At 73.7% G+C, this 24,512-nt stretch carries 18 protein-coding genes and 1 pseudogene; 8 read left to right on the top strand and 11 right to left on the bottom strand.

The genetic code is table 11. The features are described 5' to 3' along the window. Positions 1 to 28: 28 nt before the first annotated feature. The gene (locus ACFWR9_RS10690) at positions 29 to 451 is read right to left on the bottom strand and encodes a phage tail protein (protein ID WP_383838711.1); all 423 of its coding nucleotides are present in this window, start codon (positions 449 to 451) and stop codon (positions 29 to 31) included. 43 nt (positions 452 to 494) lie between these two features. Further along, positions 495 to 1,217, bottom strand: a complete 723-nt coding sequence (locus tag ACFWR9_RS10685) for a hypothetical protein (protein WP_383838708.1) — start codon at positions 1,215 to 1,217, stop codon at positions 495 to 497. Here ACFWR9_RS10685 and ACFWR9_RS10680 point away from each other — a divergent pair. Together ACFWR9_RS10680 and ACFWR9_RS10675 are read left to right on the top strand one after the other, a co-directional pair. Continuing rightward, the gene (locus ACFWR9_RS10680) at positions 1,162 to 2,682 is read left to right on the top strand and encodes a hypothetical protein (RefSeq protein ID WP_383838705.1); all 1,521 of its coding nucleotides are present in this window, start codon (positions 1,162 to 1,164) and stop codon (positions 2,680 to 2,682) included. The two genes, ACFWR9_RS10685 and ACFWR9_RS10680, sit on opposite strands and share 56 nt — an antisense overlap. Before the next feature lie 108 nt (positions 2,683 to 2,790). Further along, positions 2,791 to 3,708 carry a hypothetical protein gene (locus tag ACFWR9_RS10675; RefSeq protein WP_383838702.1) on the top strand — a complete coding sequence of 306 codons (918 nt, stop codon included), beginning with the start codon at positions 2,791 to 2,793 and terminating at the stop codon, positions 3,706 to 3,708. A gap of 676 nt (positions 3,709 to 4,384) precedes the next feature. On the opposite strand, the gene ACFWR9_RS10670 is transcribed toward ACFWR9_RS10675, so the two are convergent. The 4 genes from ACFWR9_RS10670 to ACFWR9_RS10655 form a co-directional block, all read right to left on the bottom strand. After that, the gene (locus ACFWR9_RS10670) at positions 4,385 to 4,543 is read right to left on the bottom strand and encodes a DUF6760 family protein (RefSeq protein ID WP_185832758.1); all 159 of its coding nucleotides are present in this window, start codon (positions 4,541 to 4,543) and stop codon (positions 4,385 to 4,387) included. After that, complete coding sequence (locus ACFWR9_RS10665) at positions 4,540 to 5,046, bottom strand: hypothetical protein (protein WP_383838699.1); 507 nt, start codon at positions 5,044 to 5,046, stop codon at positions 4,540 to 4,542. Before ACFWR9_RS10665 ends, ACFWR9_RS10670 begins: the two co-directional genes overlap by 4 nt. Beyond that, positions 5,046 to 5,492: a phage tail protein gene (locus ACFWR9_RS10660; RefSeq protein ID WP_383838696.1), complete on the bottom strand. Its 447-nt coding sequence runs from the start codon at positions 5,490 to 5,492 to the stop codon at positions 5,046 to 5,048. Before ACFWR9_RS10660 ends, ACFWR9_RS10665 begins: the two co-directional genes overlap by 1 nt. Positions 5,493 to 5,565: 73 nt before the next feature. Beyond that, a complete protein-coding gene (locus ACFWR9_RS10655; RefSeq protein WP_383838693.1) occupies positions 5,566 to 7,170 on the bottom strand; it encodes a phage tail sheath subtilisin-like domain-containing protein in 1,605 nt (534 codons plus the stop codon). Positions 7,171 to 7,560: 390 nt separating this feature from the next. Between ACFWR9_RS10655 and ACFWR9_RS10650 the strand changes: the two genes are divergently transcribed. From ACFWR9_RS10650 to ACFWR9_RS10630, 5 genes and pseudogenes are all read left to right on the top strand, one after another. Then, positions 7,561 to 10,296 (top strand): hypothetical protein, encoded by a 2,736-nt coding sequence (locus tag ACFWR9_RS10650; protein WP_383838690.1) that lies wholly within the window; start codon positions 7,561 to 7,563, stop codon positions 10,294 to 10,296. Between the two features lie 160 nt (positions 10,297 to 10,456). Beyond that, a complete protein-coding gene (locus ACFWR9_RS10645; RefSeq protein WP_383838687.1) occupies positions 10,457 to 11,113 on the top strand; it encodes a DUF4157 domain-containing protein in 657 nt (218 codons plus the stop codon). A gap of 90 nt (positions 11,114 to 11,203) precedes the next feature. Further along, a complete protein-coding gene (locus tag ACFWR9_RS10640) occupies positions 11,204 to 12,622 on the top strand; it encodes a hydrolase (RefSeq protein ID WP_383838684.1) in 1,419 nt (472 codons plus the stop codon). 75 nt (positions 12,623 to 12,697) lie between these two features. Further along, positions 12,698 to 14,122, top strand: coding sequence for a ricin-type beta-trefoil lectin domain protein (locus ACFWR9_RS10635; RefSeq protein WP_383838681.1), 1,425 nt, complete (start codon positions 12,698 to 12,700; stop codon positions 14,120 to 14,122). Positions 14,123 to 14,189: 67 nt separating this feature from the next. Continuing rightward, positions 14,190 to 14,462: pseudogene (locus ACFWR9_RS10630) on the top strand (zinc ribbon domain-containing protein); the annotation flags it as partial. Between the two features lie 113 nt (positions 14,463 to 14,575). Here ACFWR9_RS10630 and ACFWR9_RS10625 read toward each other — a convergent pair. The 3 genes from ACFWR9_RS10625 to ACFWR9_RS10615 form a co-directional block, all read right to left on the bottom strand. After that, the gene (locus tag ACFWR9_RS10625) at positions 14,576 to 16,621 is read right to left on the bottom strand and encodes an ATP-binding protein (protein ID WP_383838678.1); all 2,046 of its coding nucleotides are present in this window, start codon (positions 16,619 to 16,621) and stop codon (positions 14,576 to 14,578) included. Next, the gene (locus ACFWR9_RS10620; RefSeq protein ID WP_383838675.1) at positions 16,618 to 17,313 is read right to left on the bottom strand and encodes a DUF4255 domain-containing protein; all 696 of its coding nucleotides are present in this window, start codon (positions 17,311 to 17,313) and stop codon (positions 16,618 to 16,620) included. Before ACFWR9_RS10620 ends, ACFWR9_RS10625 begins: the two co-directional genes overlap by 4 nt. Before the next feature lie 169 nt (positions 17,314 to 17,482). Then, entirely contained in the window at positions 17,483 to 18,169 is a 687-nt protein-coding gene (locus ACFWR9_RS10615) for a LuxR C-terminal-related transcriptional regulator (protein WP_383838672.1), read from the bottom strand. A 354-nt stretch (positions 18,170 to 18,523) separates the two neighbouring features. On the opposite strand from ACFWR9_RS10615, the gene ACFWR9_RS10610 reads away from it, so the two are divergent. After that, positions 18,524 to 21,973 (top strand): AAA family ATPase, encoded by a 3,450-nt coding sequence (locus ACFWR9_RS10610; RefSeq protein WP_383838669.1) that lies wholly within the window; start codon positions 18,524 to 18,526, stop codon positions 21,971 to 21,973. A gap of 22 nt (positions 21,974 to 21,995) precedes the next feature. Here ACFWR9_RS10610 and ACFWR9_RS10605 read toward each other — a convergent pair whose 3' ends face one another. Next, positions 21,996 to 22,877 (bottom strand): aminoglycoside phosphotransferase family protein, encoded by an 882-nt coding sequence (locus tag ACFWR9_RS10605; protein ID WP_383838666.1) that lies wholly within the window; start codon positions 22,875 to 22,877, stop codon positions 21,996 to 21,998. Between the two features lie 71 nt (positions 22,878 to 22,948). Then, a complete protein-coding gene (locus ACFWR9_RS10600; protein ID WP_383838663.1) occupies positions 22,949 to 24,451 on the bottom strand; it encodes an MFS transporter in 1,503 nt (500 codons plus the stop codon). Positions 24,452 to 24,512: the final 61 nt, after the last annotated feature.

The following is a 24,512-nucleotide window of genomic DNA, read 5'->3' as shown; positions in this document are numbered from 1 at the left end:
GGGTCTTCCTCTCTGCTGCTCGGCGCCGTCAGTCGGTGAAGCCGTGGTGGGCTATCTCAAGGACCTCGTTCGCCACGGCCGGGTTGTTGGGGTCGAGGCTGGGTCCCTGCCAGCTGACGGGCAGTACGTCGATCAGCCCCCAGCGGGCGACCAGCGACCCGTCCGCGCGCAGGGCCGAGATCTGCGCGGTGGGCCGCTTGATGCCGGTCTGTACGGAGGAGATCCACTTGGCGACCTTGGCGGTGTCCGGCGTGATGGGCCGGGTCAGCCGGATGTTGGAGAAGGACACGCGGGTGGGCAGCTGCCACACGAAGCCGTTGTTGCCGCCCTCCTGCCGCTGCTCGATCTCCACCTGGGACGACAGGCCCTCGCACGCGTTGAAGTAACCGAGGCTCTCGCCGTCGATGGCGAGGCTGAAGAAAACCGTGGAGCCCGGATCCTTGCGGGACATCGCGGGTGGGCCTTTCTGTCGGGTGTGCTGGGGAGGTCGCCGGTCAGCGGGGGTCGCGCAGCCTGCCGATCCGTTCGCGGTCCATGCGCAGTTCGGTGCGCACGAGGCGGGTGACGCGGCCGATGATCCGGTTCACCAGCGCGTCGAGCTGGAACTCGGTGAGCTGATTCGGGTCGAGCCCGCCCTCCGGGACGCTCGTGTACCCGGGCGGCGGCTCCGACGCCTCCGGACGCCGGGCGGACCCGGCCGATTGGGCGGGCGGATCGTTCGGCGGGGGCTCCGCGCTGTAGGCCGGTGGCGGGTCGGGCGGCGGGGGCTGCTGTGACGCTTCCTGGGCCCGGTTGAGCGGGAGGAGCGCGGCGTGCGCGGCCGCCGCGGCGAGGGCACGGGTGGTACGGCCGCGGCTGAGGCCGAGGAAGCGCTGGACCGGGGGAGCGGAGGTGGTGTCCGGGGTCTGGGCCGGCTGCGTGGCGGGCGGGTGCAGCGGGGTGGACGGGGCGGGCGGGGGAGGAGCCAGGGGCGCCACGGGCAGCGGCGTCGCGGCGGTGGCGCCGGGCGCCGTGGGCCGGCGCAGCGGGACCGCCTTGGCGGGCGCCGGACGGCCGGCCGCGGCGCGCTGGACGGCCGGGCCACCGGCGGCGGGCCGCGGCGACGGGGCGGGTGCGACCGGGGCGGGGGAGGAGGGGCCGGGGGAGGGGAGCGGAGCGGCCGTGGTCGGGAAGGGCGTCGGCGTCGGCGTCGCGACGGTCGGCGCGGTCCCGGTCACGGTCGGCGTGGTCGTGGTGAACGTCGGCGCGGTCGTCGTGACGATCGGCGTCGCGGCCGGGGCGACGGCTCGCTGGACCGGCGGGTCCGTACGGCCGCCGGTGAGTGGCGCGTTCGAGAGCGGTGCCGAGGCCGGTGTGAGCGACGTGGTGCCGGAGGGCGGCGTGGAGAGCGGCGCGCCGAGGGAGGAGCGACGGGAGACGGGTGCCGGCGGAGGCGGGGCCGACGGGCCCTGGGCCACGGGGGACACGGGTGCCTGCGGGGCGGTGGAGGGGAGCGCGGCCGGGCGTACGGCGTCGGCCGGCTTGGCCGTGGTGGGGGCGCCGAGACCCGGACGGCGCGTGGCGCTGCGCTGCACCGGGCGGGTGGTGGCCACCGGCGGGGTCGTCCCGGGTTGGGTCGGGGGTACGGGGGCGGACGGGCCGGGTGATCCGGGCGATCCCGGCGATCCGGACGGGCTGGTGGAACTCGTCGCGGAACGCTGGACCGGGGCCGACGCGGGCGCCGGGTCCCCGGCGGGCGGCTGCGGTGTCCCGGCGGTGCGCTGCGTGGCGCGCTGCACCGGGGGCTGCGTGGTGCCGGACGGTATCGACGTGTTCGTGGCGCGCTGGACCGGGGGGAACTGCGAGGGCTGGGTGGTCTGTGCGGGCTGGGGTGCCGTGGGGCTGCCGGAGGCCGCCGCCCTCCGCTGGACGGGGGGTTGCTGGGCGCCCGTCGGGGTGCCGGGACGGGTGGGGGGCTCGGGCGGCCGGTTCGCGGACGGGGGCGGCGTGGGCGGCCGCTGGGCAGCGGTGGACCCGTCGCCGGTGGCTGCCGGTCGTGCGGCGGAGGGCGTTCCCGTACTGCCGCTGTTGGGCGCGGGGTTGCCGCGGGCCACGGCTCGCTGGACCGGTGGGGCCGGGGTGACGGGGGCGGGCCGGGTGACGGCTCGCTGGACCGGGGTGCCGCTCGGCGCGGTGCGGTCGGGTGCCGACGGCGTGCGGTCGGTGCCGCTGGAGGGGCGGTCCTGCGGGGCGGTGCTCCGCTGGACCGGGGTGGCGGGCGTGGTGCCGCCGCTCGTCGGGGTGGCTTCCGGCGAGGGTGACGGCGAAGGCGACGCTGAGGGCGCGGACGCGGACGCATGCGCCGGTGCCGCCGTGCCACTAGGCCGGGGAGCGGGGTTGGCCGGCCCGGAGGCGGCCCGCTGCTCGGAGCCGCCGGTCGGGCCGCGGTCGGACCGGGACGCGGGGGCGGTGCGGGACGCGGGGGCGGTGCGGGAGCCGGCGGAGGTGGACGTGGCCGGGGGCACCGCTCGCTGCACCGGGAGGTCGCCCGTGCCGCTCGGTGCGCTGCCGGGCCGGGGTACGGCGCGCTGCACCGGCGTGTGCGGCGCGTCGGCGCCGGGGGCGGACGGGGCGTCCCCGCCCGGACGGGAAGCGCCGGACCCGGGGTTGGCACGGGCGGGTGCCTCGGTGCTGGGGTGCTGATCCGGCACCGCCCGCTGCACGGGGGTACCGGTCGTCGGGGGCTCCGGTGCGGCGGACCGGCGCTCACCGGTGCCGGCGGCCCCGGCTCCACGGGCGGGGCCGGGACGGGTGGCCGGCGCCGGGCCGGACCGCGGCACGGCCCGCTGGACGGGCGTACCGGACGCCGTACTGCCGCCGGACGGCGAGGAGGTGCCGCCCTGGGGCGGAGTGGCCGGTGTGGTCGGAGTACCGGTCGACGCGCCCTTGCCCGGCGCGGGGGCCGGCCGGTTCGACCGAGGTGACACGGCCCGCTGGACCGGCGTACCGGAAGAGGCGCCGCCGCCCGAGGGCCGCGTCGCACGCTGTACCGGAGGGTCGGGCGGGCCCGGCGTACCGGAGGCCGCGCTGTCGCCGGACGGCGAAGGGGACCTGCGCACCGGGGCGTTGGACGCTGCGCCGTCGCCGGAAGAGGTGCCGCCGCCCGAGGGCCGCGTCGCACGCTGTACCGGAGGGGCGGGCGGGCCCGGCGTACCGGAGGCCGCGCTGTCGCCGGACGGCGAAGCGGACCTGCGCACCGGGGCGTTGGACGCCGCGCCGTCGCCGGAAGAGGCGGGCGGACGGGGAACCGACCGCTGGACGGCCGGGGTGTCGGTGGCGGCCGGGCCCTGCTGCTGCGGGCGTACGGCGCGTTGCACCGGGGGTTCCGGGGATGCCGGGGGCGACGCGGGCGTCGTGGCCGCGGTGTCACCGCCGGACTCGGGGGCCGGGGCGGCGGGCCCGGCCGGTGCCGAGCCGGGTTCCGCTCGGTCGCCGGCGCCCGACGAGGGTGCCGTTCCGGAGGACTTCGGCGGCGTGTCGGCGGTCCGGCGGGTCGAGGGCAGGGCGCGGCGCTGCACGGGCGGCGACCCGGACGGGGCCTTGGTCAGCGGTTGCCGCGGGCGGGGCGGGGCGGGCGGCACCGGTGTCACGCGGACACCACGGGCCGCCTGCGCCGACGGGTTCACGGGAGCCGCGGACGAAGCGGACCCGGTGGAGCGCGACCGCTGAACCGGCGTGGCCGGGGCGGCGGACGCGGGCGCCGACGGGGCCGGCCCACCCCCGCGCGCACTCGGCGCGGCGGCGGTCCCGCCCCTCGCAGCCGGCGGATTCGACGGACCGGCGGACGCCCCCGCGCGCGCACCCGGCACGGCGGGACCGACGGACCGCGTTCCCGAAGCCGGAGGCGTGGAAACCGTCGGCGTCGGGGTGTCCGCCGGTATCGCTCGCAGCGGGGCGACCGGCATGCGCTGCACCGGCGGAGCGGCGGGCGGTGATGCCAACGGCAGTGACCGCGCGCGCTGTTCGAGACCGGCCGCCGGGCGGGACGGCGTGCCGACCGCGCCGGACAGCATGCCGTCGCCCGACGCGGGGTTGAGTACCGCGGGGGACGGTGTCCCCGTGAACGACGGGTTCTGCCACGTCGGAAGGCGGCCGCCGAACCCGGCGTCCGCCACTCCCGTACGTGCCGTACCCGTCGCCCGCTGGATCGGCGGCAGGCCCGTCCAGGCGGCGACGGCCACGGGCGCGGGGCCGGTCGCGGGCGCCGTACTTCCGCCCGTACTTCCGCCCGTGCTCCCGCCCGTGTCCGTACCCGGGTCGGTTCCCGAGGGCTCGGGCGGGGGCGTGGCTTCGCCCCCGTCGGCGCCGTCCCGACGGCCCCGCAGCCGGTCCAGGAATCCCACGATCAGCCCTCCGCCATGCCACGCGTCACGAGGGACGCGATCTGGTCCGTGTACCGGCGGCGGTCCTGGTGCTCCAGGTCCAGGATCGCCTCCAGGCCCCAGTGGAAGTGGTAGGCGACGTACGCGATCTCCTCATGCAGCCGGTCGGTCGCGTACGTCACGATTCCCCCAGGCGGCTCCCGCCGAGTTCCACCTCGAAGGGCTCCGAGCAGTGCGGGCACTCGACGGCCGCGCGAGTATGGCCCTCCGCGTTGATCTGGCGGTAGAAGTCCTGGAGGAACGCCAGATCGGAGGCGAACATGTTCTCCACGATCCCGTCGTGCACCATCGACAGCGTGCCCAGCCGGGTGATGACCCGGCCGAGCAGCACCACCGACAGGTACGCCGGGTTCTCCTGCACCCGCACGTCGCGCAGCGGGATCAGCTCGTCCCGGGCCGTCGACAGGCGCATCACACCGTCCCGGTGCACCGTGCCCGACTCGTCGACGTACCCGCGCGGCAGCTCGAAGGGGAACTCGGTGCGCAACTGCTGCCGAGGCGCCGCCGCGGCCGGCGGCTCCGCGGGTGCGGCGGCGGGAGCCGAACGGGGGAAGTCCGCTCCCACCGCCGCGGTCTGAGGGGCCTCGGGGGCCGCCGCGGGCGCCCCGCCGGCCGCACGCCGCATTATTCGACGACCAGTTCTTCGAACACGATGGTGACGGTCTCGGTCAGCGCGGAGGTGTCGCCCGCCTTCACCGCGCTCGCGTCGATCTTGCTGCACCAGGCGTTGCGCAGGTTGTACCGCTTCACCGGGTTGTCCTCGTAGTCCATGAGGATGATGGAGGCGTTCTTGCGCGCCGTGCTCATCCGGCCGTTCATGGAGTCGTTGATCCACTGGTTGAACGACGAGGACTGGGTCATGCCGCGCACGACGGTGCACTGCCCGTCCTTCTTGTTGCCCGGCAGAACGGCCGTCTCCGCCTTGCCGGTCGAGCTGTTGTTCTGCGGGTACTTGATGACGTCCTGTTCCTGCGAGAGGCCGCTGACCTCGGCGAGGTACTCGACCATCACTCCGTCGATCTGGAGGCCGAAGTTATTCGCTGTGAGGGAGTCACCCGGCATGAGTGCCATTGGTTCGCTGTCCTTCTAGGTGTCTGAGTGAAAGGAAGAGGCGGGCGGTGCGGAGGGGCGGAGGACGCGGGTCCTACTCCTCCAGCTCACCGCTGCCGCTGGAGAACTGGGCCAGCCGGAAGATCACGAACTCGGCGGGCTTGACCGGCGCGATGCCGATCTCGCAGATGACCCGGCCGAGGTCGACCGACTCCGGCGGGTTGGTCTCCTCGTCGCACTTGACGTAGTAGGCCTCTGCCGGGCTCTGGCCGAAGAGGGCGCCGCTGCGCCACTCGTTGACCAGGAACGCGGAGACGTTGCGGCGGATGCGGGCCCAGAGGTTGTGGTCGTTCGGCTCGAACACCACCCACTGGGTGCCGATCAGGATCGACTCCTCCAGGTAGTTGAAGTACCGGCGGATGTTCAGGTAACGCCACGCCGGGTCGGAGGAGAGGGTGCGCGCACCCCAGACGCGGATGCCGCGGCCGGGGAAGGAGCGGATGCAGTTGACGCCGATCGGGTTGAGCAGGTCCTGCTCGCCGCGGGTGATCTGCAGCTCCAGGTCGACGGCGCCGCGCACGACCTCGTTGGCGGGCGCCTTGTGCACGCCGCGCTCGGAGTCGTTGCGGGCCCAGATGCCGGCGACGTGGCCGCTCGGCGGGACCAGGCGGGACTGGCCGGACGCCGGGTCGAAGGACTTGATCCAGGGGTAGTACAGGGCGGCGTACTTGGAGTCGTAGCCGGCCGTCTCCTGGCGCCAGACACGGATCTGACGGGCGTTCTGGTTGGGCGGCGGGTCGATGATGGCGACGCGGTCGCCCATCAGCTCGCAGTGCGCGATCAGGCCGAGCTGGACGGCCTTCACGGACTCCAGGTCGATCGCGCCGCGCTGGTAGGCGGCCATCAGGTCGGGCACCGCGACCATGGAGATCTCGTCGATGGCCTCCAGACCACCGAAGCCGGTGCGGTCCGAGGAGTCGCCGAGGTACTGGGCCGGGCCGGGGTGCGCGCTCTCGTCCTGGGCGGCCGGAACGGCGGGGGCGGCGGACGGCGGCGCGGGCAGCGTCAGGGTCTGGTTCTCCGGACGCGCCAGCTGCGCGGACGGCGCGGCCTCGGTCACGGTGATGAGCTTGGAGCGCTCCTTGACCTGGGTGACGACGTAGGAGCGGTTGCCCTTCTTGGCGCTCACGTCGAAGGTCTCGACCGGCTTCTCGCCGTCCTTGACGATCAGCTTGAAGCGCTCGGCGGGGCCCTCGCCCTCGGGGTCGGCGACCTCGACGGTCAGCGGGCCGGTCTGGCCTTCGCCGGTCGCCGTCACGGCGAACGTGCCGAGCTGCTTGGGCTCGGCGGCGGGCAGCGCGGCCCTGGCGGCGCTTCCGGTGACGGCGGCGGGCGTGGCGGAACCGTCCGTGACGTCGCCGGCCGCGTCCTCGGCAGAACCGCCGACGCGGACGACGTAGGCGGCGGAACCGCCGTTGTTGAAGAACCCGTAGACGGAGTGCGCGAGGTAGTACCCGCCGGTGAAGTCACCGAACGCCGCGACATACTGCGTCCAGTTGGTTACCAGCGTGGGCTCGTTCAGCGGGCCGGTCGGGGCGAGACCGACGAAGGCCGCCACCGAGGTGCCCACCCCCTCGATCGGGCGCGAGCCGCTGGCCACCTCCTCGACGTAGACGCCGGGCGACAGGTAGGACGGCATGCTCTGCTCTCCTCGGGGTACGAGACAGGACGCCCCCCAGCTTCACGCGCGCGTTGCCGCCGTCGAAACGTCCCCGGGGGCCGGAGCGGGGGCATGTTCACTGCCCCAGGTCGTGCCCGTTGGGGCAGACTCCTCCGCACTCCCTGGTCTTTCCCTCTTGGCCCCCTGGCGAACGCCCGGCGTTTCTGATTCAACATCTTGTGTCGACTGTCAGTTCGCCAGGATGTCATCTTGCGATCAAGCCAGGAGGGGACGTCCTTGTCGGACCGCTTGAACGAAACGCAGAGACACCTCCCGGCCGTTGTCGCTCCGCCACGGCCCCGCCCGCAGGGACACCAGCCGCCCCTGGCCTCTCTTCAGGCCAAGGCGGGAAACCGGGCCGTCGCCTCGGTGATCCAGCGCGCGGCAGGCACGGAGCAGCTCTCCAGGGTCACGGTCACAGGCCAGGAGCAGGCGAGCACTTCGGCGGCGGACGATCTGGTGATCTCGGCGGTGACGGCGCCCGAGCGGCAGGGCCTGGAGGGCTCCAAGGGGTCCAAGGGGTCCAAGGGGTCCACGGGGGACGATCCGAAGGCGAAGCAGAAGGCCGCCGAGAACGAGGTGAAGGAGCGCAAGCAGGAGGTCGCGGCGGCGGCGCTGGGCAGGGCCGATGCCGCGAACGAGGTGTGGAAGGCGTCCGGGGACGCCATGGGGGCGCGCAAGAAGGCGGCCGCGGCTCACGACGACCAGGAGAGGCTGACGCGGGAGGCCGACGCCGCGGCACAGAAGCAGGGGACGTCGAGGGCCGACGAGCAGAGGCACACGACGGAGGCCGGGGAAGCGGACCGGCGGCGGGCCGGCGCCGAGGGCAGGGCGGCGACGCAGCACGGGACCGAGCAGGAGGCGCTCCGGGAGGCGGCCGCGGCTCGGACCGATCAGCAGGAGTTCACGAAGCAGGCCGAGAAGGCGGAGCAGCGGCAGAAGGCCGCCGAGGCCGATGTGGCCAGGTTCGAGAAGCAGGGCGAAGAGGCGGAGCGGAAGCGGAAGGCCGCCGAGGAGGACGTGGCCAGGTTCACGAAGGAGGCCGAGGAGGCGGCGAAGGAGCAGAAGGCCGCCGAGGCCGAGGCGCGGCGGAAGGCGGCGGCCGACGACAACGCGCAGGAGCAGGCGGCGAAGGCCGAGGTCGAGGCGGAGGTGCGGGCCGCTGCCGAGAAGGATGTGCAGAAGTGGGCGAAGGCCGCCGCCGACGCGCTTCAGCAGGCCGGGAAGGCCGAGTCCGAGGCACAGGAGCAGGCGGGCGAGGTCGAGGCCGCGAAGGAGGCACTGGCGGCGGCCGGGGGTGAGGTGACGAAGTGGGCGACGACCGGGAAGACGGCGCGGCAACAGGCGAAGGACGCGGCGGCCGAGGCGGAGCAGCGGACGGAGGAAGCCGACGCCGCGGCCAAGGAGAGTGCCGCGGCTCAGGCCGAGGCGAAGAAGTACGCGACGACCGCTGAGCAGGCGCGGACACAGGCGGGGAAGGCCAGGACCGCGGCGGAAACGTACGGGGCGACCGCCGCACAGGCGCGTGAGCAGGCGGCGACCGCCGGCGAGACGGCACGTGAGCAGGCGGAAAGGGCGACCCGGGCTCAGCAGCAGGCGGCGACCGCGGCGCGGCAGCAGGTGGCGGCGGGGACGACCGAGACCGGGGCGAAGACGGCCGAGGGCGAGGCGAAGAAGGCCGAGGCCGAGGCGAGGAAGGCGGCCGACGCCGCGCAGCAGCCGGAAACCTCGGCGTCCGGTGCCGGGAAGTCGGGCAGGACGACCGGGGAACGGTTCAAGGAGACCTTCAGTCTCACCAAGTCCAAGCAGCGGATCGATCCGGCCGACACCGCGATCCTCCGCGGCAGTGCGCCGGTCGGCGGGCCCCTCCGGTCGGACGCGACGCGGGACGGGAACGAGGGGCTGGTGCGCTCCACCGCGCGGCAGGGGCAGGTCGAGACCGGCGTCAACGTCGTGAACTCCGCACTGGGGATGATCAACGACGGACGTGACGTCGCGGCCGGCTACAAGGGACGGAACGGGAAGGGCCCGGAGTCCCACCAGGACCGGAAGAAGCAGAAGAGCAAGTCCGCCGGCCTGGCGCAGAACACCCTCATGGGCGCCAACGACGTCACGAAGATCGCCGACAACGCGGTGCGGAATGCGGAGAACCTGGCGGGAGTGGCTCCTCTCGGGGCTACCGGAGGTGTCCTCACCATGGGGTTCTCCGCACTGATCGCCGGCCGCGGCGGCATCGTCATCAAGGACACCTACGACAAGCGGAAGAAGCTCAGGGAGCATTTCCAGGGCGTGGCGGCAGCACGTGCCCGGAAACTTCAGGACGTACTCGACGAGTTGGGGACGGCCACCGGGAACCTGGCCCGGGAATGTTCCAAACTGTCGGGGTCGCAGCCTGATTCGGCCGAGGACACCCTGCACCTCGTCGAGGAGGAGCGGGGCCGCATCGACGGGCTCAGGGGCGAGCTGATGGGGCACCTGGCCGGCGCACGGGACTATGCGGTGGACAAGCAGGACAGGAAGATCCGCAAGCGCGCCGCCGACCTGACGGGCAACGTCGCGCGGGCCGCCGCCGGTGCCGTGGCGATCGCCGCCGTCGCAGGGGCGGTCAGTGGTCCCATCGGACCCGCTGTCGCGGGTGGCACGGCGGCGCTCTTCCTCGGCGGTCTCGCCGTGCACAAGGGCAGGAAGAAGGGCGTCAAACGCTATGACTCGGTGCGGCATCCCGAGAAGCACGCCCGTACCACGGTGACCCAGGAAGGGACCGAGGAGACCGAGTCCACGGAGCCCAAGATGTCCAAGGACGGCAAGGGCGGCAGGAAGCGCGACGCGACGTTGGAAGCGTTCAAGGTGACGAAATCCATCAAGCAGGGCAAGCGGCAGGTCAGGGCCCAGGAGATCTACGCGCTCGCGGCCGGGCCGGCGGTCCCTGTGGGCAGGAACGTGCCCGACGACATCCGTGAAGAGGCACGTGAGTTCCTCAAGGACCTCAAGTGCGACCCGGCCAGGCACAACCAGACGGAGGAGGAGTGGGAGGCCTCACTCAACGATCCCGAGCAGCAGAAGGAATGGGAGGGAGTGATAGCCAAGCAGCTCGCGTCCGCCTGAGCGGTCACCTGAGCGGTCACCTGAGCGGTCGTCCGAGCGGCCACCTGATCGGCCACCTGCCCTCAAGCCTGCCCTCACGGCCGTTGCACCGGGCGGCCGGCCCGGGTAGACCTGCGAGAGTCCCGTCCTGTGCCGAGCCACCATCTGCCGAGGGAGCGTTGTGCGCGCACACGAGAACCAGGCTGACCAGCAGACCGGTGAGAAGAGCCCGGCCCGCCGCGCCTCCCCGCTCGGCACCACGGCCGACCGGATGCTGACCCTCCAGAGCCAGGCCGGGAACGCGGCGGTGAGCCGTGTCGTCCAGCGCCGCGTCGACCCGGAGCAGCATCAGCACGGGGCCGGCTGCGGGCACGACGGGATCGACGACAAGAGCCCGGAGGGACAGGGCCAGCTCCTGGCCGCCGCCGAGAAATCGCCCAGCTCGCCGCTCCCCGGGCCGTTTCTCGCCAAGGCGACGTCGTTCTACCAGAACCCGAACCTCGCCGCCGGCCGCGTTCATACGGACCCGATCGCTCAGCGTGCGACGGCGGCCATGGGCGCCGAGGCCATGACGGTCGGCATGGACGTGTACCTCGGCCCGTCCGCCATCGGCAACGAGGAGATCCTCGCCCACGAGGCCAGCCACCTCGACAAGAACAGCAGAGGAATCAAGGAAACGGGCGTCCACAACGGTCCCGGCCCCTCCCACACGGATCCTGGGCAGGACTCCGAGGTCGCGGCGGGGGCCGACGGCGCAGCCTTCAAGTCCGGGGCCGACGTCGCCCCGTCCCTCGTCGCCCAGCGGTCCGTGGATGACCACGCGGAGGAAGCGGACTAGTCCCCGCTCCTCGCCGAACGGCCCGTCGGGGCAACGTGCCCTGCCCTGAAGGCCCCTGACAGCCTGTCGTCCCTTTCGTACGTTTACGCCGTGAGCCTGTGGACTTCGCTGGAGCCCGCGTCCGCGACTGTGGACCCCGGCAGCAGTACGCGTGTGCGCCTGAGGGTGCGTAATACCGGTGATGTGGTGGATGAGTACCGGTTCGAGCCGGTCGGGGGCGTGTCGCCCTGGACGACGGTCGAGCCGCAGACGCTGCGCTTGTATCCGGGGACGACGGGGACGGTGGAGCTGACGTTTGCTCCGCCGCGGACGTCGGATGCGGTGGCGGGGCCGAATCCGTATGCGGTGCGGATCACGCCGACGGAGCATCCGGACGCGGTGACGGTTCCCGAGGGGAATCTGACGATCACGGCGTTCACCGAGGTGCGTGCGGAGTTGGTGCCGCCGACGGTCAAGGGCCGTTTCCGGGGCCGGCCGCGGCTGGCGGTCGACAACCTGGGCAACACGAAGGTGACGGCGTCGGTCGCGGGCAGCGACAACGGGGATCAACTCTCCTACGAGATCCGTCCGGGGAACGTGCAGATCGAGCCTGGGCGTGCGGCGTTCGTGGAGACGACGCTGAAGCCGCGGGAGATCATCTGGTTCGGTTCGAAGGAGGAGCGGCCGTACACGCTGTCCGTGAAGCGGTCGGGGACGGATCCGACGGACGTCGAGGGTACGTACATCCAGCGCGGGTTCCTGCCGCGCTGGCTGGCGACCTTCTTCGGTATCTTCCTGGCGCTGGCGATCGCGTTCGTGATGATCTGGTTCGCGTACAAGCCGCAGGTCCGCACGAGTGCGACCGAGCAGACGGAGCAGGCCGGCGCCGCCCTCGCGCCCAGCCCCAGCGCCACCCCCGAAACCCTGCCCAGCGCGGCTCCCTCCGTCCCCGCCGAGAGTCCCGCGGCGCAGTCCGCCCCGCCGGACCCGAAGGACGACGGCGGTGGCGGTGGGGGCGGCGGTGAGCCGTCCAAGAAGCCGACGAAGAAGGCCAAGCCGCCGGTGCGTACCGCCGCCACGGCGGTGAAGGAGCTGGCCGAGCGCAGCGACGGCCGGCACATCTGCTACCGCGCCTACGTGGCGGACAAGGGCTGGCAGCAACCGGTGTGTGACGGCGCCGAGGCCGGCACGGTCGGCAAGAACCTGCCGATCAAGGCCCTCAACATCGCCGTGGCCGGCACGAAGGGCGTCACCGGCAACGGAGCCCACGTCGTCGAGGGCTGGCTGACCGGCGACAAGTGGGCCGGTGCCGACGACCGCGTCGACATGTACCTCGGTAGCTCCAAGGAGGCGGTCTCTCCGCTTGAGGGGTTCACCCTCAAGACGACGGAAGGCATCGTCTGCCCGAACACCCATGTCAAGGACAAGGGCTGGCAGAAGCAGGGCTGTACCGAGGCCGGGAACTGGCGGTACTTCGGCAGCCCGATGGACCAGCAGCATCAGCTGGAGGCGGTCCGGATCACCGTGTGACGTCGTCTGCGGGGGCAAACCGGTTTGCCCCCATGGCCCCTGACGTCGCATCGGATCCCGCGTAGCGTCGGCGGCGTGAGCCTTTGGACTTCCCTCGAGCCCGCGTCCGCCACCGTCGATCCCGGCAGCAGTACGCGTGTGCGGCTGCGGGTGCGCAATACCGGTGACGTGGTGGACGAGTACCGGTTCGAGCCGGTCGGGGACGTGTCGCCCTGGACGACGGTCGAGCCGCAGACGTTGCGCCTGTATCCGGGGACGACCGGCACCGTTGAGCTGACATTCGCTCCGCCGCGGACGTCGGATGCGGTGGCGGGGCCGAATCCTTATGCGGTGCGGATCACGCCGACGGAGCATCCGGACGCGGTGACGGTTCCCGAGGGGAATCTGACGATCACGGCGTTCACCGAGGTGCGTGCGGAGTTGGTGCCGCCGACGGTCAAGGGGCGTTTCCGGGGCCGGCCGCGGCTGGCGGTCGACAACCTGGGCAACACGAAGGTGACGGCGTCGGTCGCGGGCAGCGACAACGGCGATCAACTCTCCTACGAGATCCGTCCGGGGAACGTGCAGATCGAGCCGGGGCGTGCGGCGTTCGTGGAGACGACGCTGAAGCCGCGGGAGATCATCTGGTTCGGCTCCAAGGAGGAGCGGCCGTACACGTTGTCCGTGAAGCGGTCGGGGACGGATCCGACGGACGTCGAGGGTACGTACATCCAGCGCGGGTTCCTGCCGCGCTGGCTGGCGACCTTCTTCGGTATCTTCCTGGCGCTGGCGATCGCGTTCGTGATGATCTGGTTCGCGTACAAGCCGCAGGTCCGCACGAGTGCGACCGAGCAGACGGAGCAGGCCGGCGCCGCCCTCGCGCCCAGCCCCAGCGCCACCCCCGAAACCCTGCCCAGCCAGGCCGAGTCGCCCGCGGCCGAAACCGAGCCGCAGGCCCCCGAGAAGCCCGAGAACGACGGCGGCGGTGGTGGCGGTGGCGGGGGAGGCGGCGATTCCAAGAAGCCCCCGAAGCCGAAGCCCGTCGTGCCCGCCATGAACGTGATGCTGTGGAACGCCAATACCCGGATGTGCGCCGACATCCCCGGGCGGGAGAAGGGCCAGATCAACGGGGTCGTCCAGCAGGCCAACTGCCACGAAGAGGGCGACAACCAGTACTGGAACCTCGAGGTGAAGTACGAGAAGGGCGGTCCGGGCGGGGTCGCGCTCTTCCAGATCCGCAACGTCACCGACAAGTTCTGCATGGACCTGGGCGAGTACGACGGCCGTCCCGCCGGAACGGGCATCGCTGAGTTCCACTGCGACGGCACGCTGAAGGACAACCAGCTCTGGTACGTCCAGAAGCAGAAGAGCGGCGACTACTGGATCCGCAACTTCGCCAGCAACGGCAAGTGCCTGAACGTGAAGGGCCAGCGCGGCGGCACCGAAACCCCGCTGAACATCTCCGAATGCACCAACACCGACGACCAGGAGTGGAAGATCGTCCACCCCAACAAGGACTGACGGCGAGGCCGGGAAGCCGTCCCGTCAGGTACCTCGGGGCACGCACTACTGCCCCGGGGTCCGCTGACGCCCCGCCCAGCTCGGCGGCACCGTGGTCAAGGTCCCCGCCCCCGGCACCTCCAGGCGCTGCTCGGCGTGCGGCTTCACCACGTCCGGCAGCCGGGAGAGTCAGGCCGTGTTCGTGTGCAGGAACCCGGACTGCGGTTGGTCGGGCAACGCCGACCACAACGCGGCCCGGAACGTCCTGCACCTGTACCGGACGGGCCTCGCGCTCATCCCGGCTGCCGGGAGGGCAGTCGTCAGGCGCGCGAAGCGCGTCAAGCCCGCTGCCGCGAGGTAAGCGGGAATCTCCCGGCTTCAGCCGGGAGAGCACTTCAACACTGCAGCAACAGCGACGACCAGGAGTGGAAGATCATTCCCCTGACGAAGAAGTGACGGCCGGGGAAGGCGGGATCACCAGTCGCCTTCCCCCGGGACCAGCCGCCCGGCCTTGCGGTACTCACGGCGGGCGCCCTCCAGGAGGTCGTCCGCCGTCACCGTTCCCCCGCGTCCGGCGGCGAGGTAGGCGGCGGTGACCACCGCGCTGCGGATCGAACCGCCCGCCAGCTCGAAGTCCCGGGCGAGGTCCGCCGGGTCGATGCCGTCGACGGACGGGACGTGCGACAGGCCGTGCCGCCACAGCGCCAGCCGTTGGTCGGGGTCCGGGAACGGGAAGTCGACCACCAGGTCCAGGCGCCGGGTGAACGCCTCGTCGATGTTGGCGCGCAGGTTGGTGGTGAGCAGGGCGATGCCGTCGAAGGACTCGAGCCGCTGGAGCAGGTAGGCGCTCTCCATGTTGGCGTACTTGTCGTGCGCGTCCTTGACCTCGGAGCGCTTGCCGAAGACGGCGTCGGCCTCGTCGAAGAGCAGTACGGCGTCGGTGCGGTCGGCCTCCGTGAAGATCCGTTCGAGGTTCTTCTCGGTCTCGCCGACGTACTTGTCCACGACCGACGACAGCTGGACCACGTAGAGGTCGAGGCCCAGGTCGGCCGCGACCACCTCCGCCGACAGGGTCTTGCCGGTGCCGGACTCGCCGGCGAACAGGCCGAGCACGCCCCGGCCGCGTCCGCCGCCCGCGCTGAGCCGCCATTCCCCGAGGACCTGGTCGCGGTGGCGGGCGCGCAGGGCGAGTTCGCGCAGCTGGGTGAGGGGCTTGTCGGGCAGGACCAGGTCCCCCCAGTCCACGTCGGGCCGGATCCGCCGGGCGTGGCTCTCCAGGCCGGAGGCGGACTGCCGGCGGGCGGCGAGCCGGACGTGGTCGGCGGTGAGGGCGGTGCCGTCGAAGGCGGCGAGGGAGCGGGCGGTGAGCGCGGCCCGCTGGATGCGGTCGCCGCCGAGCCGGTACGGGGCGACGGCGGTGGCCAGGTCGAACCCGTCGGCTTCGGCGCCCAGCGCGGCCCGCCAGGCGGCCGTGCCGCCGGCCCGGCGGCCCGGCGCGTCCAGGACCAGCGGGTCGGCCGGGGACCACTGCGGGTCGTAGGGGCGGGGGTCGGTCATCAGCACGGTGACGTCCGTCGCCGCCGTCAGCTCCCGCACCAGCGGCCCCGGCTTCTCGGGCAGGCCCGACACCACGACCGCCCGGCCGCTGAGGCGGGCCTCGCGGAGCAGCTCGGGGACGTGGTTCTCGGGCCCGGAGCAGCGCAGCGCGTCGATCTTCGCGGTGTCCAGCACCGAGGCCAGGGCGGCCAGGCCGTCGCCCTCGCGCGGTTCGCGCAGGTAGGCGGTGAGCGGGCCGTCCTGCAGCCGGGCGGTGAGGCGGCTCACGAAGTCGTCGGTTCCGGCGGCCGTCGAGGGCAGCGGCTCCGGCATCGGCTGCTCCAGACCGAGCAGGGCGGCGTCGGGGGTGTCGTCGCCGAGCAGATGGCCGATCAGGCGGTCCGGGACCCGCAGCGAACGGGTGAGGAAGGGCCGCTCGGGCTCCTCCAACTCCAGCAGGCCCAGGGCGCACAGCGGTGCCGAGGCGTGGAACCGGGCCCGGGCCGCCGGCAGGTGCGCGGGCACCCCGCAGAGTTCGAGGGCGAGGCTCACGGTGGCGCGGCGGCGGCTCACGTCGTTGTTGAGGTAGCCGTAGAGCGGCTCGAAGGTGCGGTCGACGTCGGGTGCCAGGGCGATCAGCAGGACCGCGCTGTCCAGTTCGGTCAGCCTCGTCCGCCCGGCCAGCCACGCCAGCCGGTCCCCGGGGCCCTGCGGACCGCCCACGGCGACCGGCTCGCCGGCCTCGGGGGCGTCGCCGGACGGCCAGGTGCGCAGCAGGTGGTGGACGGCCTCGTCCGACAGGTACAGGCCGCGCAGCGGGTCGTCGGCCGTCGGGTCGGCGGCGGCGCGGTGCTCGGCCAGCGCGGTCACCCGCTCCCGCAGCGCGGCCAGGCGGACCGGCAGCACCTCGGCGGGATCGTCGTACGGGCCGGTCGCGGAGCCGGTACGGGCGGTCCCCGGTGCCTCGGTGTAAGGGGCGTTCATCGCCTGCCCGTACGGCGGTCCGTCGGGTCCTTGTGTTCCAGGGCGTCCTTGCGGGCGGCGCGGGCAGCGGCCACCTGGTGCGGCCGGTGGGAGCGCCCGGTGGACATCGGCGGGTCGCCGTCGATGCCGCCGACCAGGACCGTCGCGCCCTCGGTGACCGGGGGCCCGGCGTCGTACTCGGGGAACGCCGGGAAGGGCACGGTCACCACCAGGTCGAGGGACGGCTTCAGTTCGCCACCCAGGGCGGACCAGATCTCGGCGAGGGAGCGGGACTCGGTCTGCACGCCGGCCACCGTCAGCGGCACCGACAGGTCGAGCGCGGCCAGGGAAGGGGGGAGTTCACTCGGCGCCAGGAGTTCGCGCGGCAGCAGCGTCGCCAGTACGGCGGACAGCAGCCGGTGTTCGTCCTGCGGCGTCTTGGTCCAGGCGGTCACCAGGTACGACAGCTTGAACCAGCGCGGCGGCCGGCGGCGCCGCACCACGATGTTCCGGTCGTCGTGGACGGGCATCTTCCCGCTCTGGCGCCGGGCCACGTCCTCCCGGATGTCGTACAGGTAGGCGTTGACCCCCGGGCCGTTGCGCCGGGCCGCCCAGTCACGGGTGGGCGCCTCGAAGGCCACGTCGATGCCCGAGCCGGCCAACGCCCCACTTTTGATGAGGCCCTTGAGGACCTCGTCCACCTCGTGGATCACGTCAGCACTCCCGCCCTGCCCGTACTTGAGTCCGGCCGGCCCTGCCGCTGCCGCCTGTCACCGATCGTGTCCCGGCCGCCGTCCCGCACGCAGGCGCGTCGGGGACGACGACGGGGCAGGGCATTGTGCCCGCGCGGTCCCGAGGGTCCGCTCTCGATTGCCCGTTCGGTCAGATGTAGCCTTCCCGGAGGGCATAGGCCACGGCGTGCGCGCGGTTGCGCAGGTGCAGTCGCGTGGTGAGTCCGTGCATGACGTTCTTGACGGTGCGTTCGGAGTAGGACAACTTGCCTGCGATCTCTCCGGTGTCGAGACCCTCGGCGACCAGACGCAGGACGTCCACCTCACGGGGTGCGAGGCCCAGCGAGGGGGCGCCGGGGCGGCCCGCCGCGCCCCGGTGCAGCGTGCCCACCTGGCTGATGAGCCGGCCGAGCAGGTCCGCGGGCAGGTCTCCGTCGCCGCGCGCCGCGGCCAGCACCGCCTGCACCAGCCGGTGCGCGGTGGCCTCGTGCCGCCAGACGATGGCGCCGACGCCGCACTCGACGACGTCGAGCAGTTCGCTCTCGCGGATCGCGCCGACCACGAGCACGGCACGCGCGCCCTCGCTGCGCACGATCCGGCGCAGCCGGGTGAGCGCCCCCTCGTCCAGCGTGTCCTCGATGAGCAGGGCCACCGTGCCGGGCCCCGAGTCGTCGCGCAGGTCGATCTCCGGATGCCGGCGCAACTGGCTGACCGCGCCCTCGCGGCTGATCGGGTCCGGAGCGGTCACCGCCACCGGCACGCGCCGGTCGGTGACGCCGACGGCTCCGCCGGAGCCGCGGGTGGACGTGGTGATGGTGGTCCGGGGTGAGTTGAGCAACCGTTTCCCCCCTGTTCACGAGCCCGTTACGCGGCGCAGGCCGGTAGCGGATGAGCGTGTTCCACACTTCTGTGACAACTGGGACTTCGCAATCGTGGAGCACCACGAGGCACACCACGAGACCAGCGCGACCACCACCACGAACAGCCGCCGCGAGGACGTTTCAGCAGGTCACAAGGGTGCACGCAAGGACGCGTGGACCCGTGGGGGTGGCCGCGGGCCACCGTGAGCCCCGACACAGCGACCGCCGGGTCCGGGGACGCGGCGCGGCGATATCGGCGAGTTCATGCCACCCATCAGCCCATTCAGACGTCTCACAGACCGGGGGAGCACCATCCACCACAGGAGGCACCGATGACCGGACCGCTGCGCGAACGCGACGACGCCCACGCGCTGCTCGCGGCCGAGATCGAGCGCGCGCGGGCCGGCTCCGGCCGCCTCGTCCTGCTGCGTGGTGCGAGCGGCACCGGCCGCACCGCCGTCCTGGAGACCGCCGCCCGGCACGCCGCCGACCGCGGCCTGCGGGTGCTGCGCGTGCGGTGCTCGCCCGAGGACACCGCGGTGCCCTTCTCCGCCGTCCTCCATCTCCTCGGCCCGGTCCCCGAGTCCACGGACGTGGCACCCGGGGACGACGACCGGGAAAGCGCGGCCCGGCTGTGGCGGCTGCTGCGCTCGTACGCGGCGGAGGGCCCGCTGCTGGTCGCCGTCGACGACGTCCACCTCGCCGACGAGCCCTCGCGGCGCTGGCTGGCGGAGGCGGCCCGGCGCGTCGACCGATTAGGTCTCCTGCTGGTCGCCACCGAGCGCAGCCAGTACGACATCGAACCGCGGCCCGCCGGACTCACCCAGGCGCTGTCGCCCTCCCTCGTGCGCACCCACACCCTCGCCCCGCTCAGTGACGCGGCGGCGGCCGGGCTGGTCCGCGCCGCCTTCCCCGGCGCGTCGGCACGGTGGACGGCGGACTGCGTACGGGCCGGCGCGGGCAGCCCGTTGCTGCTGCACGCCCTGCTGGACGACCTCGGCGGCACCCGGCACCCCGACGGCGTCCCGCGGGTGCCCGAGACGTCCGCGGAGCTGTACCCCGGGTCCTACCCGGCGGCCGTCTCCTGGTGGCTGAACAGCGCGGGCCCCGCGACGGCCGACGTCGCCCGCAGCCTCGCGGCCCTGGAACAGGCATGGCCCCCGGGCCGGCCGCCGCGCCGGGCCGAGCTTCGCCATGCCCTCGACCACCCGGCCGCACGGACGCCCACGGGGCACGCGGAGCCGGAGCACGACCGGCCCGCCGAGCACGGGGACGGCGGCCCGTACCCGCAGCCCGTGCGGTACGGCCGCACCGAGACCCGGCGAGCGGCCTGCGCGGACCCCGGCCCCGCGCTGGGCCCCGACCGCCTCGGCACGGAGCCGGGTCCGTACGCGGGGCCGGGTGTCGCGGCCTCTACCGGGCCGGGTCCGTACGGGGAGCCTGGTCCTTCCGGTGCGGTGGGTCCCGACCGCCTCGGCACGGAGCCGGGTCCGTTCGCGGGGCCGGGTGTCGCGGCCGACCGTGCCCGTGGCGGGCCGGGCTCGTACGGGGAGCCGGGTCCTCGTGGGCAGGGCGGCGCGGCCGTCGCGTATCCGGCGCACGGCCCGTACGTGTGGCCCGGGCGGGACCCGTTGGAGGGCGACACGTCGTACGCGCTCAACGACGAGGACGGTCCGTACCCGCGGTCCGGGCGGGACCCGGCGGGGGTGGAGGGCGACGCGTCGTACGCGCTCAACGGCGAGGACGGCCCGTACCCGTGGGACACGCGTCCCGCCCACGCCCCCCAGCGGACGGCCGCCCGGTGGCGTACGCCCCCACCCCCGGAGGGACCGGCGGGCGCGGCCGGCGCCGGGGACCCCGTCGACGTGCTCGCCGAGGCCGCCGGGGCCGACCCCGTGCGGGTCGCCGGCTGGCTCGCCGCCATGACACGGCTCGGTCTGCTGCGCACCGACCCGGGCGGCCGCCCCCGCTACGCCCACCCGCTGCTGCGCGACGCCGTGCTCACCGGCTGGCCCCAGCCCCGCCGGGAGGCCGTGCACCGGGCGGCGGCGGAGGCCATGCTCCGCCGGGGCGACCGGGTCGAGGCGGTCGCCCGGCACCTGCTGCGCACCCCGGTCGTCGGCCTGCCCTGGGCGCTGCGGGTGCTGCGGGACGCCGTGACGGTCGCCGTGCACGACGGCCGCCCGGACGACGCCGTCGCCTACCTGCGCCGGGCCCTGGACGAGCGGTTGACCGACGACCTCCGCCAGCGGCTGCTGACCGAACTGGGCTCCCTGGAGTACGCCTCCGCCGACACCCCCGCCGCCATCGCCCGCCTCGCCGAGGCCCAGCACCTGCCGGCCGAGCCCCGCAACCGGGTGCGTACCGCGGTCGCCCTCGGCACCGCCCTGGCCGGCCGCGGCGAGATCCGTACCGCCATGGAGGTGCTGCGCCGCACGGAGGGCCGGCTGTCCGGCCACCCCGGCCTGGCCCGTACCGTGCAGACCGCCACCGCGATGCTGTCCGACGAGGACCTGGCGACCCGGCAGGAGGTGTACCGCTGGCTGTGCGAGACCGGCCGGCACTCCCCGGAGCTGGTGGGCACCGCCGGACAGGCCCTGCTGGTGCGGTACGCGGCGACGGCCGCGCTGATCTCCGCCGAGGAGGCCATGGTCCGGGTACGGGACCTGCTCGCACAGCCCACCGACCCGCTCGCCGAGCCCTTCCTGCTGGGCACGGCCGCCGCGGTCGCCCAGTGGGCCGACGAACTCGACGAGGCCGACCGGCTGGTGGAACGCGGCCTGGCCGGACAGCGCCCCGCCCTGCTGCACCCGATGCAGCACGCGATCCTCAACACCCGCGCCGACATCGCCGCCGCCCGCGGCGACCTGCCCCGGCTGCTCGCCGCCGACCCCGGACGCGCCAACGGCCCCACCAACCGGGACGCGCACGCCCTGATGGCCCTCGTCCACACCGGCCGCATCGACGAGGCGCTGCGCTACGCCGACCGCTTCGAGCTGCGCGAGGTGCCCGAGAACTGGGAGCTGAACCGCTACCTGTACGCACGGGGTGTGCTGCGTGCCGCCACCGGCGACCCGGCGGGCGCGGTGCACGACTTCCTGGAGTGCGGGCGGCGCCAGTCGGCCCGCGAGGTGGTCAGCCCGGTCGTCACCCCGTGGCGGACGGCGGTCGCGGAGTGCCGGCTGGCCCTGGGCGGCGGCCGGGAGGCGCTGGCCCTGGCGACGGAGGAACTGCGGCTCGCCAGGGTGTGGAACACCCCGCGCACCGTGGGCCGCGCGCTGAGCGTGCTGGGCACCGCGACCGGCGGGCGCCGCGGTCTGGAGCTGGCCGAGGAGGCCGTACGGACCCTGCGGGACGCGCCCGCCGACACCGACATGGAGCTGATGCCGGCGCTGCTCGCCCAGGGCCGCCAGCTGATCGCGGCCGGTGAACGCGGACGCGCCCGCGCCCGGCTGCGCGAGGCGGCGGAGCTGGCCGAACGCAAGGGCGCGCTGCGGTGGCTCGCCCTGGCCGGGCAGGCGCTGCGCGAGGGCGGCGCCCGGGGCTCCGTGGCGTCCCACACCGGCGCCGGGTCGCTGACCGGCAGTGAGCGCCGGATCGCCGAACTGGCCGCCGACGGCCGCACGAACACCGAGATCGCCGACCTGCTGCACCTGGCCCGGCGCACCGTCGAGACCCACCTGACCAGCACCTACCGCAAGCTGCGGATACGGCGCAGGACCGAACTGCCGGCCGCGCTGGACCGGGAACGCGGACGCGACCGGCCCCGCGCGCAGGGCTGACGGGCCGGCCCCCACTCACGGCTCACAGGTCCCGCAGCAACCGCCCGATCTCCAGCTGTTCCGCCTCCAGCGGGTCGCCGTCCTCGACGTTCCACAGGCAGTTCTGGAGCACGCGGGCCAAAGACCAGGCGCGGGCCCGTGCCCGGTCGAGGCCGAGGACGTCGGTCATCGCGTCGAAGCGCCACCGGGTCTCGGCCGGGTCGTAGCGGTTGTCCAGCGCGGGCAGCAGATCGAACCCGGGGTCGCCGGCCAGCGGCTTGGGATCGATGGCCAGCCAGGAGGCGCGCTCGGAGGCGAGGACGTTCTCGAAGTGCAGGTCCCAGTGGAGCAGCCGGTCGCCGGGTTCGCCGGCGACCTCGCGCAGGGCGGCGGCGCAGTCGGCGACCAGCCGCCGGTCCGCCGGGTCCGGGATGTCGCCCAGGGTTTCGGGCGTCTGCTCCAGCATGTCCCGCGCGATGTCCCCGAGGCCGCGCACGCCGGGCGGCGCGGGGGTCGCGGTGAGGTGCGCAAGGAGCCGGGCGATGACGAGGACGGCCGCGCGGGAGTCCTCGACGCCGCTGAGCATGCGGTCCGCGTCCAGCCGCTCCAGGAGCATGGTGCCGGTGGCCGGATCGTGGTCGAGCAGCCGGACCGCTCCGTCCCCGTCCCACGCCCGCAGCGCGAGGGGCTCGCCCTCGGTCTCCTCGTCGAGGATCTGGAGCTTCAGCACGGCCGGGACGCCGTCGCGGCGCACGACCGGCAGCACCAGCGCCGCCCAGCCGTGCATCGAGGGCCCGTCCGGCCGCAGCTCCCACCGCCGCAGGAAACCGGCGGCCAGCTCCGGCAGTCCGTCGATGAAGGCGCGCCCCGCCTCTCCGTTGTACTTCGTCTGCGCGGCCGCGAGTCCGTCCGGAACGTCGATCACAGGCGCCGACGCTACCGGGGCACGGTGTCGCGGTCACGCGGATACCGGGGGGCCCGGGGCCCGCGCCCCCCTCAGCCGACCGGCTCCGGGACCGGGTCGTCGGCCGGGGCATCGTGTTTCGGTGCCTTGGCCGTCACCATCAGGCCCGCGACCAGGCCGGCCAGCAGCATGATGCCGGCGGCCACCCAGATCGCGACCGTGTAGCCGTGGACGATGCCCTCCCGGACGACCTGTTCCCGCCGCGTCGGGTCGCTGAGGTGGGAGGCGATGTAGGACGCGCCGGTGCTGGTCGCGACGGTGTTGAGCAGCGCCGTGCCGATCGAGGCGCCCACCTGCTGCGAGGTGTTGACCGTCGCCGACGTCACGCCCGAGTCCCGCCGGGCGACCCCGGCGGTGGCGGTGGAGAAGACCGGCATGAAGGTCAGGCCCATGCCGAGGCCCATCAGGATCAGCGCGGGCAGGATCTCGGTCGCGTATGCGGAGTCCATGGTCATCTGCGTGAGGATCACCATGCCGCCGGAGGCGAGGAGCATGCCCGGCACCATCAGCATGCGCGGGCCCACATGCGGCAGCAGCCGGGCCGAGATCTGCGTGGAGCCCGTGAGGATCGAGGCGGTCATCGGCAGGAAGGCCAGCCCGGTCATCAGCGGGGAGTATTCGAGGATGACTTGGAGGTAGTAGGTCATGAAGAGGAACATCCCGAACATGCCGATGACGGCCAGCATCATCGTCACCATGCAGCCGGCCCGGTTGCGGTCGCGGATGATGTGCAGGGGCAGCAGCGGCAGCGGAGCGCGGGTCTGCCACCACACGAAGCCGGCCAGGAGTACGACGGCCAGGGCGAACAGGGCCGGCACCAGCGGGTCGCTCCAGCCCCGGGGCTGCGCCTCGCCGAAGCCGTAGACGAGGCAGACCAGTCCGCCGCAGCCGAGCAGCGCGCCGGGGACGTCGAGGCGGGCGCCGGGGTGGCCGGGACGGTCGCGCAGCAGGGCGTAGGCGCCGATCACGGCGGCGACGGCGAAGGGGATGTTGACGTACAGGCACCAGCGCCAGTTCAGGTACTCCGTGAGCACGCCGCCGACGATGAAACCCGCGGCGGCGCCGCTCGCGGCCAGCGTGCCGTAGATGCCGAAGGCCCTCGCCCGTTCGCGCGGGTCGCTGAACGTGGTGCTCAGCAGGGACAGCGCGGACGGCGCGAGGAGGGCGGCGAACACGCCCTGGAGGGCGCGGGCGCCGAAGAGCATCGCCGGGGTGGTCGCGGCACCGCCGATCGCCGAGGCGGCGGCGAAGCCGATCAGTCCGATGACGAAGGTCCGTTTGCGTCCCACCAGGTCGGCGACCCGGCCGCCGAGCAGCAGCAGTCCGCCGAAGGCGAGGGTGTAGGCGGTGATCACCCACTGGCGGTTGCCGTCGGACATGCCCAGGTCGCGCTGCGCGGACGGCAGCGCGATGTTCACGATGGTCGCGTCCAGTACGACCATCAGCTGGGCCAGGGCGATCACCACCAGCCCCCACCAGCGGCGGGGATCGGCATCCGTGGGCGCGGCCGGCTCACCTGACCAGGTGCCACTCATCTGGCCAGAAGACCATGAATCGGGGCGTATCGCATCCCTTTCCGTGTCCGGTCGTGACTGT

The sequence above is a fragment of the Streptomyces sp. NPDC058534 genome (assembly GCF_042717365.1).
Taxonomy (GTDB): domain Bacteria; phylum Actinomycetota; class Actinomycetes; order Streptomycetales; family Streptomycetaceae; genus Streptomyces.
Note: the sequence above shows the minus strand (reverse complement) of the source record. Positions and strands in the feature narration are given on the sequence as shown.